Source organism: Streptomyces sp. CA-142005, assembly GCF_050942335.1.
Taxonomy (GTDB): Bacteria; Actinomycetota; Actinomycetes; order Streptomycetales; family Streptomycetaceae; genus Streptomyces.
Genome location: NZ_CP192078.1, coordinates 7,011,224 through 7,026,934 on the forward strand (window position 1 = coordinate 7,011,224; position 15,711 = coordinate 7,026,934).

Below are 15,711 nucleotides of genomic sequence, written 5' to 3' on the forward strand. Positions count from 1 at the left end.
ACAGCACACGCGGCCGAGGAGTCACCCGGATGAGCACCACCCAGAGCGAGAGGCTGCGAGAGCTGCTCGAACCGCTCGTCACCTCCCAGGGACTGGATCTCGAAGAGATCGCCGTGGACTCCGTCGGACGCAAGCGGGTGCTGCGCGTGGTCGTCGACTCCGACACCGGAGCTGATCTGGATGCCATCGCCGATGTGAGCCGTGCGCTCTCGGCGAAGCTCGACGAGACCAACGCGATGGGCGACGCGGCGTACGACCTGGAGGTCGGAACCCCCGGCGCGGAGCGCCTCCTCACCGAGCACCGGCACTTCGTGCGCGCCACCGACCGGCTCGTGAAGTTCCAGCTGACCGAGGGCGGCGAGCTGGTCGCCAGGATCCTGAAGGTCGACGACGAGGGCCTGGACGTCGAGGTTCCCGGGGTCAAGGGCCGCAAGGCCACCAGCCGCAGGCTCGGCTTCCCGGAGATCGCCAAGGCGCGCGTGCAGGTCGAGTTCAACCGCAAGGACGACAAGGTCGAGAAGGACCTGAAGGAAGAGGAGGAGGCGTAGCCGTGGACATCGACATGAGTGCCCTGCGGGGCTTGGTTCGGGAGAAGGAGATCTCCTTCGACCTGCTGGTCGAGGCGATCGAGTCGGCCCTCCTCATCGCTTATCACCGCACCGAGGGAAGCCGCCGACACGCGCGCGTGGAGCTCAACCGGGAGACCGGGCATGTGACCGTGTGGGCGAAGGAGGACCCCGAGGACCTGGAAGAGGGGCAGGAGCCCCGCGAGTTCGACGACACCCCGTCGGGCTTCGGGCGGATCGCCGCCACCACCGCCAAGCAGGTGATCCTGCAGCGGCTGCGGGACGCCGAGGACGACGCCACGCTCGGCGAGTACGCCGGCCGCGAGGGCGACATCGTCACCGGCGTGGTCCAGCAGGGCCGCGACCCGAAGAACGTGCTGGTCGACATCGGCAAGCTGGAGGCCATCCTGCCGGTGCAGGAGCAGGTGCCGGGCGAGACCTACCCGCACGGCATGCGCCTTCGGTCGTACGTCGTCCGGGTGGCCAAGGGCGTCCGCGGACCGTCGGTCACCCTCTCCCGTACGCACCCCAACCTGGTGAAGAAGCTCTTCGCCCTGGAGGTGCCGGAGATCGCCGACGGCTCGGTGGAGATCGCCGCGATCGCCCGTGAGGCCGGTCACCGCACCAAGATCGCCGTACGGTCCACCCGTTCGGGCCTGAACGCCAAGGGCGCCTGCATCGGCCCGATGGGCGGCCGGGTGCGCAACGTGATGGGCGAGCTGAACGGCGAGAAGATCGACATTGTCGACTGGTCGGACGACCCGGCCGAGATGGTGGCGAACGCCCTGTCACCCGCTCGGGTGAGCAAGGTGGAGGTCGTCGACCTGGCCTCCCGTTCCGCCCGGGTGACCGTGCCGGACTACCAGCTGTCGCTCGCGATCGGCAAGGAGGGGCAGAACGCCCGCCTCGCCGCCCGCCTCACCGGCTGGCGGATCGACATCCGGCCCGACACCGAACAGGTGGCCGAGTAACGCCGGGTAACGCCCGATAAGCGCTGAGCGACCGGGCGGCCCGGGAATAGATCCAAGCCGCAGGTCGCTTGGTTTACGACAACAGCCGTTCGATTTTTCCCCCGAAGGGGTGAGGTCGGTGCGGGGAGGTAGACTTAACCGTGTCTGGCCGGACGCATGCCGGAGCATGCCCTGAGCGCACCTGTGTGGGGTGCCGGGAGCGGGCGGCCAAGGACGATCTGCTGCGGATCGTGAGGATCGAGGACGCATGCGCCCCCGATCCTCGCGGTACGCTGCCCGGCCGGGGTGCGTATGTACACCCCGCACTGGTCTGTCTCGACCAGGCGGTACGCCGCCGGGCGTTCCCGCGGGCACTGCGCGTCCCGGGACCGCTCGACACAAAGGCGTTGCGCCGATACGTCGAGCAGACAACAGTTGCCGAGCAGGCAACACCGTAAGACGTGCCGTACGGAACCCCGTGCGGCCTGGTACCTCGCGAGTCGAAAGCAGGTCGAGATTGCGATGAGCACTCGATGAGTACGCGATGAGTACGCCCATGAACTAGCGACGGTCCGGCTTCACCCGGACCTCAAAGGAGCGAAGTGGCTAAGGTCCGGGTTTACGAACTCGCCAAGGAGTTCGGAGTTGAGAGCAAGGTCGTCATGGCCAAGCTCCAGGAGCTCGGTGAATTCGTCCGTTCGGCGTCTTCGACCATCGAAGCGCCTGTAGTACGCAAGCTGACCGACGCCTTCCAGGGCGGTGGCAACGGCAAGTCCGCCGCGAAGCCCGCCCCGCGCAAGGCCGCCCCCAGGCCCGCCGCGCCCTCTCCGGCGCAGGCGGCCCGTCCGGCTGCCCCGAGGCCGGCGGCCCCCAAGCCTCAGACGGCGCCCGCTGCCCAGCAGCCGGCCGCCCCGTCGGCTCCCGCGGCGTCCGCGCCGGCCCCGGGCCCGCGTCCGGTGCCGGGTCCGAAGCCCGCGCCGCGTCCGGCTCCGGCCGCCCCGGAGTTCACCGCTCCGCCGGCCGCTCCGGCCGCCCAGACCCCGCAGGCCCCGGCCGCGCAGGGTCCGCGTCCCGGCGCCCGTCCGGGTGCCCCGAAGCCCGGTGGTGGCCGTCCGGGTGCTCCCGGCCAGGGTCAGGGCCGTCCGGGCCAGGGCGCCCCGCGCGCCGGTGGTCAGGCCCCGCGTCCGGGTGCCCGTCCGGCCGGTCCGCGTCCGGGTAACAACCCCTTCACCTCCGGTGGCTCCACCGGTATGGCCCGTCCGCAGGCCCCGCGCCCGCAGGGCGGCCCGCGTCCGGGCGGTCCGGGTGCCCCTGGCGCCGGTCCCCGTCCGCAGGCCCCCGGCCAGCAGGGCGGCGGTCCGCGTCCGCAGGCTCCGGGCGGTCCCCGTCCGAGCCCGGCCGGCATGCCCCGTCCGCAGGGCGGTCCGCGTCCCGGCCCGTCCGGTCCGCGCCCGAACCCCGGCATGATGCCGCAGCGTCCCGCTGCGGGCCCGCGTCCCGGCGGCGGTGGCCCCGGTGGCCGCGGTCCCGGTGGCGGCGGTCGTCCCGGTGGCGGCGGCGGTCGTCCGGGCGGCGGCGGCTTCGCCCGTCCCGGTGGCGGCGGTGGCGGCTTCGCCGGTCGTCCCGGCGGTCCCGGTGGCGGCGGTGGCGGTGGCTTCGCCGGCCGTCCGGGTGGTCCCGGCGGTGGCGGCGGTGGCCGTCCCGGCTTCGGCGGCCGTCCCGGCGGTCCCGGTGGCCGCGGTGGCACGCAGGGCGCCTTCGGCCGTCCCGGCGGTCCTGCGCGTCGTGGCCGCAAGTCGAAGCGGCAGCGTCGCCAGGAGTACGAGGCCATGCAGGCCCCGAGCGTCGGCGGCGTGATGCTGCCGCGCGGCAACGGCGAGACCATCCGTCTCTCCCGCGGCGCGTCGCTCACCGACTTCGCGGAGAAGATCAACGCCAACCCGGCGTCCCTCGTCGCGGTCATGATGAACCTCGGCGAGATGGTCACCGCGACGCAGTCCGTCTCCGACGAGACCCTGCAGCTCCTCGCCGACGAGATGAACTACGCGGTTCAGATCGTCAGCCCGGAGGAGGAGGACCGCGAGCTGCTCGAGTCCTTCGACATCGAGTTCGGCGAGGACGAGGGCGACGAGGAGGACCTGGTGGTCCGTCCGCCGGTCGTCACCGTCATGGGTCACGTCGACCACGGTAAGACCCGCCTGCTCGACGCCATCCGCAAGACGAACGTCATCGCGGGCGAGGCCGGTGGCATCACCCAGCACATCGGTGCCTACCAGGTCGCGACCGAGGTCAACGACGAAGAGCGCAAGATCACCTTCATCGACACCCCGGGTCACGAGGCGTTCACCGCCATGCGTGCCCGTGGTGCGAAGTCGACCGACATCGCGATCCTGGTCGTCGCGGCCAACGACGGCGTCATGCCGCAGACGGTCGAGGCGCTCAACCACGCCAAGGCGGCCGACGTGCCGATCGTGGTCGCGGTCAACAAGATCGACGTCGAGGGTGCCGACCCGACCAAGGTGCGCGGTCAGCTGACCGAGTACGGCCTGGTGGCCGAGGAGTACGGCGGCGACACCATGTTCGTCGACATCTCCGCCAAGCAGGGTCTGCACATCGACTCGCTGCTGGAGGCCGTGATCCTCACGGCCGACGCCTCGCTCGACCTGCGGGCCAACCCGAACCAGGACGCGCAGGGCATCTCGATCGAGTCCCGTCTCGACCGCGGCCGTGGTGCCGTGGCGACGGTCCTCGTCCAGCGAGGCACGCTGCGGGTCGGCGACACGATGGTGGTGGGCGACGCCTACGGCCGCGTCCGCGCCATGCTCGACGACAACGGCAACAACGTCGCCGAGGCCGGCCCGTCGACGCCGGTCCAGGTCCTGGGCCTGACCAACGTCCCGGGTGCGGGCGACAACTTCCTCGTGGTCGAGGAGGACCGTACGGCCCGCCAGATCGCGGAGAAGCGCGCCGCCCGTGAGCGCAACGCCGCGTTCGCCAAGCGCACGCGCCGCGTGTCGCTGGAGGACCTGGACAAGGTGCTCAAGGCCGGCGAGGTCCAGCAGCTGAACCTGATCATCAAGGGTGACGCTTCCGGTTCGGTCGAGGCCCTGGAGTCCTCGCTGCTCCAGCTGGACGTCGGCGAAGAGGTCGACATCCGGGTCCTGCACCGCGGCGTCGGTGCGGTCACGGAGTCCGACATCGACCTGGCGATGGGTTCCGACGCCATCGTGATCGGCTTCAACGTCCGCGCGGCCGGCCGCGCGGCGCAGATGGCCGAGCGCGAGGGTGTGGACGTCCGGTACTACTCGGTCATCTACCAGGCGATCGAGGAGATCGAGGCGGCCCTCAAGGGCATGCTCAAGCCGGAGTTCGAGGAGGTCGAGCTCGGTACGGCGGAGATCCGCGAGGTCTTCAAGTCGTCCAAGCTGGGCAACATCGCCGGTGTCCTCATCCGCTCCGGCGAGGTGCGCCGCAACACCAAGGCCCGCCTCATCCGCGACGGCAAGGTGGTCGCGGAGAACCTCACCATCGAGGGCCTGCGTCGCTTCAAGGACGACGTCACCGAGATCCGCGAAGGCTACGAGGGCGGTATCAACCTCGGCAACTTCAACGACATCAAGGTCGACGACGTCATCGCGACGTACGAGATGCGGGAGAAGCCGCGGGCGTAACGGCCCACGGTTCGTGAAGCTGGCCGACGGGACCGAGGTCCCGTCGGCCAGCGCCCCTTTTCCCCGCCTGGCCACCCCACCCGGTCGGCCGACGGCCGGGGTCCGGGGCGGAGCCCCCGGGCGGCGCCGAGGCCGACGGTGACCAGGAAAGTCGGTCGAGCCACCGACGGCCAGGCGGTAACGTGGCTCCCAGGCCATCGATCCCGTACCGGCGGGTATACCCGGCACACAACATGTACGTGGGGACTCTGTCCTTCGACCTCCTCCTCGGCGACGTCCACTCGCTGAAGGAGAAGCGCTCCGTCGTCCGCCCGATCGTCGCCGAACTCCAGCGGAAGTACGCGGTGAGCGCGGCGGAGGTGGACCACATGGACCTCCACCGGCGAGCGATCATCGGCCTCGCCATGGTCTCCGGCGACGCGGCCCACCTCACCGACGTACTGGATCGGTGCGAACGGCTGGTCGCGGGCCGCCCCGAGGTCGAGCTGCTGTCCGTACGACGGCGCTTCCACGGCGAAGACGACTGACCACAGAACGCAAGAAGAAACAAGGAACGGGAGACGGACCAGTGGCCGACAACGCGCGGGCGAAAAGGCTGGCGGACCTCATCCGGGAGGTGGTGGCCCAGAAGCTGCAGCGCGGGATCAAGGACCCGCGGCTCGGCTCGCACGTCACCATCACGGACACCCGGGTCACGGGTGACCTGCGGGAGGCGACCGTCTTCTACACGGTCTACGGCGACGACGAGGAGCGGAAGGCCGCAGCGGCGGGCCTGGAGAGCGCCAAGGGCATCCTGCGCTCCGAGGTGGGACGCGCGGCCGGCGTGAAGTTCACGCCGACCCTGACCTTCGTCGCGGACGCACTGCCGGACACCGCCCGGACCATCGAGGACCTCCTCGACAAGGCGCGGCAGTCCGACGAGAAGGTGCGCGAGGCGGCCACCGGCGCCACGTACGCCGGCGGCGCGGACCCGTACAAGAAGCCGTCCGAGGACGACACGACCGACACGGACGGCGACGCCGCGGAATGACGCAGAAGCACACCACGCCCGACGGCCTCGTCATCGTCGACAAGCCGTCGGGCTTCACTTCGCACGACGTGGTCGCCAAGATGCGCGGCATCGCCCGGACCCGCCGGGTCGGCCACGCCGGCACCCTCGACCCGATGGCGACCGGCGTCCTGGTCCTCGGTGTCGAGCGCGCCACCAAGCTCCTCGGGCACCTCGCCCTCACGGAGAAGGAGTACCTGGGCACCATCCGCCTGGGCCAGAACACGATCACCGACGACGCCGAGGGCGAGGTCACCTCGTCCACCGACGCCTCCAAGGTGACCCGGGACGCCATCGACGCCGGCATCGCCAAGCTGACCGGCGACATCATGCAGGTGCCGTCCAAGGTCAGCGCCATCAAGATCGACGGCGTACGGTCGTACAAGCGGGCGCGCGACGGCGAGGACTTCGAGATCCCCGCCCGCCCGGTGACCGTCTCCTCCTTCACCGTGTACGACGTCCGGGACGCCGTGACCGACGACGGCACCCAGGTCCTCGACCTGATCGTCTCCGTCGTCTGCTCCTCCGGCACCTACATCCGCGCCCTCGCCCGTGACCTGGGCGCCGATCTCGGCGTCGGCGGCCACCTCACCGCGCTGCGCCGGACGCGCGTCGGACCGTACAAGATCGATACGGCGAAGACGCTGGACCAGCTCCAGCAGGAGCTGACCGTGATGCCGATCGCGGACGCCGCCGCGGCCGCGTTCCCGCGCTGGCAGGTGGACCCCCGGCGCGCCCGGCTGCTGCTGAACGGCGTCCGGCTGGAGATGCCCGAGGAGTACGCGGGCGCCGGTCCCGTCGCCGTCTTCGAAGCCGAGGGCCGTTTCCTCGCGCTCGTAGAACACCACAAGGGCAAGGCGAAGAGCCTGGCCGTCTTCGGCTGAGACATCGGCCGGGACGTCTGCCGGGACACCTGCCACGGGTGTCACCTCTGCGCGTCGCCCGTGGAGCGGCGGCCGGCCACGGGGCGAGCCCCCTGCCGCCGCTCCACGGTCCCCCCTCGGTTCCCCCACCTCTAGGGTTATCCAACGGCTCCCGCCTATTCACCCGACCGGGCAGGCGCTCGGAGTGAACCGGGGGAGCGGAAGGGGGCGCGTTCGCCAGGCGATCTGTCCCGCCGATCATCGCGCGCCTAACGTCGACAACAGCGCGACGGAAGACAGTGCGCGTGAGCTCGGGCGGGGAGGTACGGGCCATGGCGGGACGGGGCCCGCGCACCGTAAGCGGTGGCCGGTCGGCGGCGGACGGTGCGCGCGAGAGGGCGGAAGGCTTCCGCCGGGGACAGCGGAATCGTACGGACGACAGGGGTGCCGCGGGCACCACTGGATACACCACCGGCACCACAGGTCTCACCCAAGCCACAGCGCCCTCACGTCCCCCGGCCACACCGGACCCGCATCCCGGCGGCCCGCTGCCCGACCCCGCCCTCGTCCAGATCCGCGACCTCGCCGGCCGCCCCCGGGGCGTCGGCTTCCTCGCCGATCACCAGGGGACCCTGCTCACCAGCCACGAGGCGGTCGACGGCCTGCCCCGGCTCGTGCTGCAGGTCGCCGGCGGCGACCGCACCTGTGTGGTCGCCGCCGACGCCGTCACCCCGCTGCCCGAGCGCGACCTGGCACTCGTCCGCACCGAGGGCCTCGGTCTCGACCCGCTGCCGCTGTCCGTGCGGGAGCGGATCGACGCCGGAACCTATGTCCGGATCCCCGCGGGCTGCTGGCGCCAGGCGCGGGTACTGGCCGCCACCGAGGTGACGTACACCGCCACCGACCGCTTCCACCTCCTCCAGGACGCGCTGGAGCTGGCGATCGGCACCGCAGGCCGGGACGCGCTGCGGCTGGGCGGCGGGGCGGCCGGGGGACCGGTGCTCGACGCGGAGACCGGCGCGGTGATCGGCGTCCTCGGCACCGCCCTGCACTCCGCGCAGGGCGACACGGGCTTCGCGGTGCCGCTCCGGCCCGCCGACGGCCCCCTCGGCGAGCTGCTCGCCCGCAACGCGGCCACCGTGCCCGCCTACGGCGGCGACCTCAACCTGGCCGGCCTTCTGCAGCTGACCGCCACCTCGGCCGCCCAGGACGGCCCCCAGGGCCTTCCCGCCGGTGCCGTGGAGCCGGTCGAACGCCAGGGAGTCGCACGGGAGTTGGCCGCCTTCACGGACGGCGAGCGGGCCGTGCTCGGGCTCGTCGGCGCACCCGGCAGCGGCCGTACGACGGCACTGGCGGCCCTCGCCGCCCGCCGGGCCCACGGCGAGCCGGCCGCCCCGACGCTGTGGCTGCGCGGCGCCGACCTGGAGGACGCCGACGACTGCGTGGCCGACGCCGCCCGCCGCACCCTGGAACGGGCCGCCAGGATCGTCGCCGCCGCCCGCTCCGTCCAGCCGGAGTCCCTCGGGGACCTCGGCCCCGAACACCTGGCCCGCCTCGCCGCCCGGGCCGGCCGCCCGCTCCTGGTCCTCCTCGACGGCCCCGAGGAGATGCCCCCCGGCCTCGCCCACCGCCTTCCCGACTGGACCAGGGCAACGGCCGCCTGGCTCCGCCGGACCGGGGCACGGCTGGTGGTGGCCTGCCGGGAGGAGTACTGGGAGCGAGCGGGAGCGGAGTTCCCCGCCGACCTGCTGCACGCTCCGGCGCCTCCCGCGGCTCCCGGCGCCGCGCCGGCGGCCTCCGCCGCTTCGACCCGTCCCGTGGCACTCGCTGCCCCGGTCACCGCCCACAGTTCCGCGACGCCCGCCGCCACCGTCACCCTCGGCGCGCCGCCCACCCCGCAAACCACCAGCACCGCATCCCCCACCCCCCTCCCGCCCTGCCTGCACCTCCCCGACCTGACGGAGGACGAGGCCCGCCTGGCCCGCGCCCGCTACGGGCTGCCGGACGGCCTCCTCGCCGAGCGCGACGCACGGCATCCGCTCACCCTCCGGCTGCTGTCCGAGGTGCGGGCCGCCGCCCCGGACGTCCGGGACGGCGCCGGACCCGTCGACCGGCACGAGGTGTTCGCCGCCCACCTGGACCTGATGTGCCTGCGGATCGCGGTCCGGCTGGCTGCGGAGAGCGGCCCGCGCGGCACCGCCGTACGCCGGCTCGCCGCTCGCGTGGCCGGGCAGGTGCACGAGGCCGCCCGGCGGAGCCTCGGCCCCGGGCAGGGCGAGCTGGACCGGGCGTCGTTCGAGGCGGTGTTCCCCTGGGGGCCCGCGCCGGCCCGGCTCGGCGGCGGCACCGGATGGGCGTCCGCCGTACTGACCGAGGGCCTGCTCGTCCCGGCCGGCCCGGGCTACCGCTTCGCGCACGAGGAGCTGGCCGACTGGCTCCAGGGCCTGCACCTGGACCTCGACGAAGCTCTGCGCGCGCTGGTCCACCGCCCCCGTACCGACCGCGAAACCGCTCCCGTGCCGGTGCCGCACCATCGCGTCGGCCCCGTCGTGCAGGCCCTGCTGCACCTCGCCCGGCAGCACGGAGACCGCCAACTCGCCACCCGACTGCGGGACTTGACGGACGCCCTCGACCGCGACCCCGGCTCCTGGTGGGCCGCCCGGCTGCTCGCCCGCACCCTGCTGCAGGTCCCGGACGCGACGCCGTACACCGAGGTGCTGCGGCTGCTGGCCGACCGGATCGTCGCCTGGCGCCGGGCGCGGCGGCCCGTGCCGGCCGAGTTCGGTCCCGGCTTCTGGACCGAACTGCCGGTCTGCGACACCGAGCGGCTCGATCTGCTGCGCCGGCTCGTGCTGGCCGACCAGGCGCCCCCGGAGGCCGGCGAGCGCTACCTGGACGCCGTCGCCCGGCTGCTCGCCGCCGCGCCCGCCGTCGTACAGCCTCGGCTGACCCGCTGGTTCGACGACGAACGGCCGCTGCCCGCGACCCCGCACGCCACCGTCGCGACCGCCGCGCAGGCGCTGCTGCACACCCACCGGCACGGCGCGCTGGACGACCTCACCGAGATCCTGGCGGCCAGTGCGCACCGGCGTGCCGACGAACTGCTCGCGACCCTCGCCGAGGACGAGCCGTCGGCCGTCTGCCGGGCGGTCGACCGCTGGGCGCACGACGAGCGCCCGGCCCGCCGGACCGCGGCCGTGGCCCACGGCCTGCGCGCGGCCCCGCACGTCCGTACGGAGGCCGACCGCGAGCTGCTGCGCTACGCCGCGCTCGCCCTGCTGGCCCGCCCCGCCGACCGCGCCCTGCACGGCGGCGCCCTCGCCCTGCTGGTCCACGACCCGCACACCCGCGACCGGCACCTCGCCGCGGCCCTGCGGCACTTCGCCGACGGCGATCCGCAGTTCCCGCCGAGCGCCCTGGCCCCCGCCCTGGCCACCCACCCCGAACCGGTCCTGGAGGCCTTCCGCACCCGGCTGTGCGGCCCGCGCGCGGGGGAGGCGGCGGGCACCGTGGGGGAGGCGCTTCGCACCCTCACGGACGTCACCACCCCGGCCCTGGCCCGCCGCGTCGTCCCCGTGCTGCAGGAGACCGCACGGCTGCGCCCGCACACCGCCGGACCCGTCGCCGGCCACGTCGACCGCCGCCTCGCCGAGGGCCCCAGCGCCCGCCCCGTCCTGCTGCCCCTGGTCACCGGCCTGCTCGACGGCGCACCCGAACAGCTCCGTGCCGCCCTCGCCACCGTCCTCGCCGCCGCCGCCACCCCCGCCTCCCGCCCGCTGCGCCGGGAGCTCCTGGAACTGCTGCTCGCCCGGGAACAGGAACCGTCCGTGCTGGACGCCGTACTGCACGCGGCGGCCGAGCACGGTGACGGCTGCGACGACGGCCGGGAGGAGGAGGTCCGCGGGCTCGTCCACCGCACCGGTCTGCTCCTCGTGCGCACCCCCGAGGGCGCCACCCGCTTCGACCGCGGCCTGGTCGACCTGGGCCGGCACGTGCCCGGATTCGCCGCGCGCATGGCCGGCTGGCTGGCCGCCGCCCCGGAGGACTGGGCCGCCGTCGTGGGCCCCAGCACTCGCCGCATGCTGGAGAACCTCGCCGGCGTCCGCGTACCGGCGTGAGCGGTGACAGGGAGGTGCCGTGAACGTGCGCCCGGTCACAGCCCCGATACCGATGCGGGTCCGGGGCACCCGGCATGGCACCCTTAGACCTGCGCAAGTCTTAGGCGTCGATATGGACACGGGTTCGAGGAGCGGTCACAGTGCAGCGCTGGCGTGGCTTGGAGGACATCCCCCAGGACTGGGGGCGCAGCGTCGTCACCATCGGTTCCTACGACGGCGTCCACCGCGGCCACCAGCTGATCATCAGGCACGCCGTGGACCGCGCCCGTGAGCTGGGCGTCCCCGCCGTCGTGGTCACCTTCGACCCGCACCCCAGCGAGGTCGTCCGCCCCGGCAGCCACCCGCCGCTGCTCGCCCCGCACCACCGCCGCGCGGAGCTCATGGCCGACCTGGGCGTGGACGCGGTCCTGATCCTCCCCTTCACCACCGAGTTCTCGAAGCTCTCGCCCGCCGATTTCGTGGTGAAGGTCCTGGTGGACAAGCTGCACGCGAAGGCGGTCGTGGAGGGCCCGAACTTCCGCTTCGGCCACAAGGCCGCCGGCAACGTGGAGTTCCTGGCCGAGCAGGGCAAGATCTACGACTACGACGTCGAGGTCGTCGACCTGTACGTCACCGGCGAGGCGGGCGGCGGACAGCCGTTCTCCTCGACCCTGACCCGCCGCCTGGTCGCCGAGGGCGACGTCGAGGGCGCCCGCGAGATCCTGGGCCGCCCGCACCGCGTGGAGGGCGTGGTCGTCCGCGGCGCCCAGCGCGGCCGCGAACTGGGCTTCCCGACGGCCAACGTCGAGACCCTCCCGCACACCGCCATCCCCGCCGACGGCGTGTACGCCGGCTATCTGCACGTCGAGGGCGAGGCCATGCCGGCCGCGATCTCCGTCGGCACCAACCCGCAGTTCGACGGCACCGAGCGCACGGTGGAGGCGTACGCCATCGACCGCGTCGGCCTCGACCTGTACGGCCTGCACGTCGCCGTCGACTTCCTCGCCTATGTGCGCGGCCAGGCGAAGTTCGAGTCGCTGGAGGCCCTGCTGGAGCAGATGGCGGCGGATGTGAAGCGGTGCCGGGAGATCGTGGCGGCGGAGGAGTAGGCCTTCGGCGTTCCCACTGCACGAAGGGGCGGCCGGTGCGATGAGCACCGGCCGCCCCTTTCGTCTGCTGCGGCTACTGCTGCTGCGGCGGGGCCTGCGGCGGCTGCTGTCCCTGCGGGGGCTGCGGGTAGCCGTACGGCTGGCCGGGCTGCTGCGGCTGGCCCTGCTGCGGCGGGTACGGCTGCTGACCCGGCGCGGCCTGCGGGTAGGGCTGCTGACTCGGCGCGGCCTGCGGGTAGGGCTGCTGGCCGGGTGCCTGCGGGTACGGCGGCTGGGCCTGCTGGGGCGCGTAGGGCTGCGGCGGCCCCGTGTACAGCTCCTGGCCGGGTGCCTGCGGGTAGGGCTGGCCCGGCATCGGCTGGCCCGGCATCGGCGGGGCGGCGACCGGCGGCGGGTTGCCGTCGCTGGTCCACAGGCCGTGCGCCTGCTGGTGCCGCACGAAGTCCTCGGCGACCAGCGCGGCGAGGTTGAAGTACGCCTCGCGCGTCCGCGGCCGCATCATGTCGAGGTCGACCTCGGCACCGGCCGCCAGATGCTCGTCGAAGGGCACGACCACGACGGCGCGGGTCCGCGTCTCGAAGTGGGACACGATGTCCTCGACCTTGATCATCTTGCCGGTCTCGCGGACCCCGGAGATGACCGTGAGGGACCGGGAGACCAGGTCGGCGTACCCGTGCGCGGACAGCCAGTCCAGCGTCGTGCTGGCGCTGCTCGCACCGTCCACGGAGGGCGTGGAGATGATGATCAGCTGGTCGGCGAGGTCCAGCACGCCACGCATGGCGCTGTAGAGCAGACCCGTGCCGGAGTCGGTCAGGATGACCGGGTACTGCCGGCCGAGGACGTCGATCGCGCGCCGGTAGTCCTCGTCGTTGAACGTGGTCGAGACGGCCGGGTCCACGTCGTTGGCGATGATCTCCAGACCGGAGGGCGCCTGCGAGGTGAACCGCCGGATGTCCATGTACGAGTTCAGATACGGGATCGCCTGGACGAGGTCGCGGATGGTGGCACCCGTCTCCCGGCGCACGCGCCGCCCGAGGGTACCGGCGTCCGGGTTCGCGTCGATGGCGAGGATCTTGTCCTGCCGCTCGGTGGCGAGGGTGGAGCCCAGCGCGGTGGTCGTGGTCGTCTTGCCGACACCGCCCTTGAGGCTGATGACCGCGATCCGGTAGCAGGACAGCACCGGCGTACGGATCAGCTGCAGCTTGCGCTGCCGCTCGGCCTCCTCCTTCTTGCCGCCGAGCTTGAACCGGCCGCCCGCCGCCGCGGGCCGTCCGCTCTTGGCCTTCTGCTTCTTGTTGTTCAGCAGCCGGTCCGAGGACAGCTCCACGGCGGCCGTGTAACCGAGCGGCGCGGCACCGGGGTTGGTCGGCTGCCGCTGGTCGTGCTGGAGCGGCTGCGGCCACGCCGCACCGGAACGCGGATCCACCGGCGCCTGGGGAGCGTGCGGGGCCTGGGGCATGTGGGGGGCTTGGGGTGGCTGAGGGGCCTGCTGTCCCTCGGTGGCCGCGGGCGCGCCGTCGGGGCCCTGCGGAGGCTGCGGGAAGCCGTAACCGCCAGTTGCGTTGGGGTGGTTGGGGTTCGGCTGGGCGGCGGGCGGCTGGGGGAAGCCGTAACCGCCGGGCTGGGGCTGGGGCTGGGGCTGGGGCTGGGGCTGGGGTTGGGGCTGGGCCTGTGGCTGAGGCTGAGGCTGAGGCTGAGGCTGGGCGTTGGGGGTGCCCGGTTGCGGGAAGCCGTAACCGCCTGCCGCGTTCGGGCCGTTGGGGGTCGGCTGCGGCGCGGGCGGCTGGGGGAAGCCGTAACCGCCTGCTGTGTTCGGGCCGTTGGGGGTCGGCTGCGGTGCGGTGGGCACGCCGGGCTGGTTCGCCTGGTTGGGCTGGTGCCAGGCGGCGGGCGCGGGCTGCGGGGCCTGCGGCTGGAACGGCGGCTGCTGGCCGGGCCCGCCACCGGCGCCCTGCCCGGCCGACGGCTGCGGCTGTCCGGGCATCGGGCCGGGCTGCTGCTGCGCGGGCCACTGGGCCGCCGGAGCGGGCGCCGCGGGCTGATAGGAGGGCGGCAGCGGGGGCACACCACTCTGCGGCGCGGGCGGAGGCGTCCAGCCGGGCTGGGCGTCCTGGGCGGGAGCGGGCGGCACGGGGGCCTGGGGCGCGCCGGTCTGCGACGCGCCGTCCTGCGCGGTGGCCTCGGTCGTGGTGCCGTCAGAGTCGACGGCACCTTGCGCCACGGCGTCCGTGGATCCGGAGGCGTCGGAGTCGGCGTCGTCGGACTCGGTGTTGTCGGACTGGGTGTTGTCGGCCTTGGCGAGGTCGGCTTCGGCATCCTCGGCGGACCCGTCCCGGGCGCTGTCGGTGTCCCCGGCCTCGGCACCGGCGTCACCCTCGGCCGTGTCCTCGACCTGGGCCTTGCTCTCGCCTTCGCCTTCGCTTTCATCCGCGTCGGCCTCGGAGACAGCCGCTTCCTCCCCGGAACCGGCTTCCGCGGAGAGCACCTTCGCGGACTGCGCACGCGACAGCTCCCCGGCACCCTCGGCCGCGTCGCTCTCGGCACCGGCGGAGCCCGTGGCCGTACCCTCCGTCGAGCCCTCGTCGCCGGCGCCGTCCCGCATCGCGGCCGCGCGCTCGGCGATCTCGGCGATCTCGCGCTTCAGGGCCACGGCGGAGAACCGCATGGTGGCCCCGCTCTCCAGGTCCCCGTTGCCCGTCTCCGGCTCCACCGTGGGCGCCGGCGCCTCCGGCTGCGCCTGCTGAGCCGGCGGGGCGGCCTGCGGCGGCTGCGCCTCGAAGCCCTCCGGCAACCGCGGCATCGGAACGGGAGTTCCGACGGGCGGCGCGGGCGCGGAGTAGGGGGTGCCCTCGGCCGGCGCAGGCGGAGCATAGGGCGCGCCCTGGGCCTGCGGGGGCGGTGGCGCGTACGAAGTCCCCTGCGGCGGCGTGAACGGAGCGCCCTGCGGGGGCGGCGGGGGTACCGGAGCCGGCGACGGCGCACCGGAGGAGCCCTGCGCGTTCTGCGTGTACCAGGCGGGCGGCGCGTAGTCGATGGTGAACTCGCCCGTCATCTCGATGGCGGACTCCGCGTCGGTCTGGTCGTCGTCGGGTGTGTCCCAACCCCCGCGGATCCCGTCCCGATCGCTGTTCACAGTTCCTCCTGGTGTGGTCGAACACCCTCATGCCGTGCTTGGGGGCGACCGTTCCTGTCGCACGATTCGCCGGGCTTCCCCCTTGGGTCGACGGACCCCCGCGTCGCAGCGCGCGCACCGCCCGACCCCAGCCTAATCACCAAAGCGACGCGACTGGCAGGCCCGGCTGCCCCTTCCTGCCCGTCCGACGCGTCACACCGGGCCCGAGACGGCCACGGCGCACCCGGACGTACACCAAAACGTGACAACAGTGCTCGTGAGAAACCAGGCAAGT

Annotated in this window: 10 protein-coding genes; 9 read left to right on the forward strand and 1 reads right to left on the reverse strand. The window is 73.5% G+C overall.

Going from position 1 to position 15,711, the window contains the following annotated elements; translation table 11 throughout:
* Positions 1-29 precede the first annotated feature (29 nt).
* The 9 genes from rimP (at position 30) to ACQPXS_RS32825 (ending at position 12,304) form a co-directional block, all read left to right on the forward strand.
* On the forward strand, positions 30-548 hold the full coding sequence (gene rimP / locus ACQPXS_RS32785) for a ribosome maturation factor RimP (protein ID WP_356306042.1): 519 nt from the start codon (positions 30-32) through the stop codon (positions 546-548).
* A 2-nt stretch (positions 549-550) separates the two neighbouring features.
* Entirely contained in the window at positions 551-1,537 is a 987-nt protein-coding gene (gene nusA / locus ACQPXS_RS32790) for a transcription termination factor NusA (RefSeq protein ID WP_323376887.1), read from the forward strand.
* 140 nt (positions 1,538-1,677) lie between these two features.
* Positions 1,678-1,974: a YlxR family protein gene (locus ACQPXS_RS32795; protein ID WP_433452957.1), complete on the forward strand. Its 297-nt coding sequence runs from the start codon at positions 1,678-1,680 to the stop codon at positions 1,972-1,974.
* A 144-nt stretch (positions 1,975-2,118) separates the two neighbouring features.
* On the forward strand, positions 2,119-5,187 hold the full coding sequence (gene infB / locus ACQPXS_RS32800; RefSeq protein ID WP_433452959.1) for a translation initiation factor IF-2: 3,069 nt from the start codon (positions 2,119-2,121) through the stop codon (positions 5,185-5,187).
* Positions 5,188-5,420: 233 nt separating this feature from the next.
* Complete coding sequence (locus ACQPXS_RS32805) at positions 5,421-5,714, forward strand: DUF503 domain-containing protein (RefSeq protein ID WP_208898485.1); 294 nt, start codon at positions 5,421-5,423, stop codon at positions 5,712-5,714.
* A 41-nt stretch (positions 5,715-5,755) separates the two neighbouring features.
* Positions 5,756-6,217, forward strand: coding sequence for a 30S ribosome-binding factor RbfA (gene rbfA / locus ACQPXS_RS32810; protein ID WP_351807095.1), 462 nt, complete (start codon positions 5,756-5,758; stop codon positions 6,215-6,217).
* Entirely contained in the window at positions 6,214-7,119 is a 906-nt protein-coding gene (gene truB, locus ACQPXS_RS32815) for a tRNA pseudouridine(55) synthase TruB (protein WP_433452961.1), read from the forward strand. Before rbfA ends, truB begins: the two co-directional genes overlap by 4 nt.
* Before the next feature lie 311 nt (positions 7,120-7,430).
* Complete coding sequence (locus tag ACQPXS_RS32820) at positions 7,431-11,216, forward strand: trypsin-like peptidase domain-containing protein (RefSeq protein ID WP_433452963.1); 3,786 nt, start codon at positions 7,431-7,433, stop codon at positions 11,214-11,216.
* A 140-nt stretch (positions 11,217-11,356) separates the two neighbouring features.
* Positions 11,357-12,304: a bifunctional riboflavin kinase/FAD synthetase gene (locus ACQPXS_RS32825; protein ID WP_433452964.1), complete on the forward strand. Its 948-nt coding sequence runs from the start codon at positions 11,357-11,359 to the stop codon at positions 12,302-12,304.
* Positions 12,305-12,377: 73 nt separating this feature from the next.
* Here ACQPXS_RS32825 and ACQPXS_RS32830 read toward each other — a convergent pair whose 3' ends face one another.
* Positions 12,378-15,437: an SCO5717 family growth-regulating ATPase gene (locus ACQPXS_RS32830; protein ID WP_433452966.1), complete on the reverse strand. Its 3,060-nt coding sequence runs from the start codon at positions 15,435-15,437 to the stop codon at positions 12,378-12,380.
* Between the last annotated feature and the right edge of the window lie 274 nt (positions 15,438-15,711).

Bases quoted from the DNA above. Each gene is read 5' to 3' on its own strand.
- truB (WP_433452961.1), top strand. From the start codon at position 6,214: ATGACGCAGAAGCACACCACGCCCGACGGCCTCGTCATCGTCGACAAG.
- ACQPXS_RS32805 (WP_208898485.1), top strand. From the start codon at position 5,421: ATGTACGTGGGGACTCTGTCCTTCGACCTCCTCCTCGGCGACGTCCAC.
- ACQPXS_RS32820 (WP_433452963.1), top strand. From the start codon at position 7,431: ATGGCGGGACGGGGCCCGCGCACCGTAAGCGGTGGCCGGTCGGCGGCG.
- rimP (WP_356306042.1), top strand. From the start codon at position 30: ATGAGCACCACCCAGAGCGAGAGGCTGCGAGAGCTGCTCGAACCGCTC.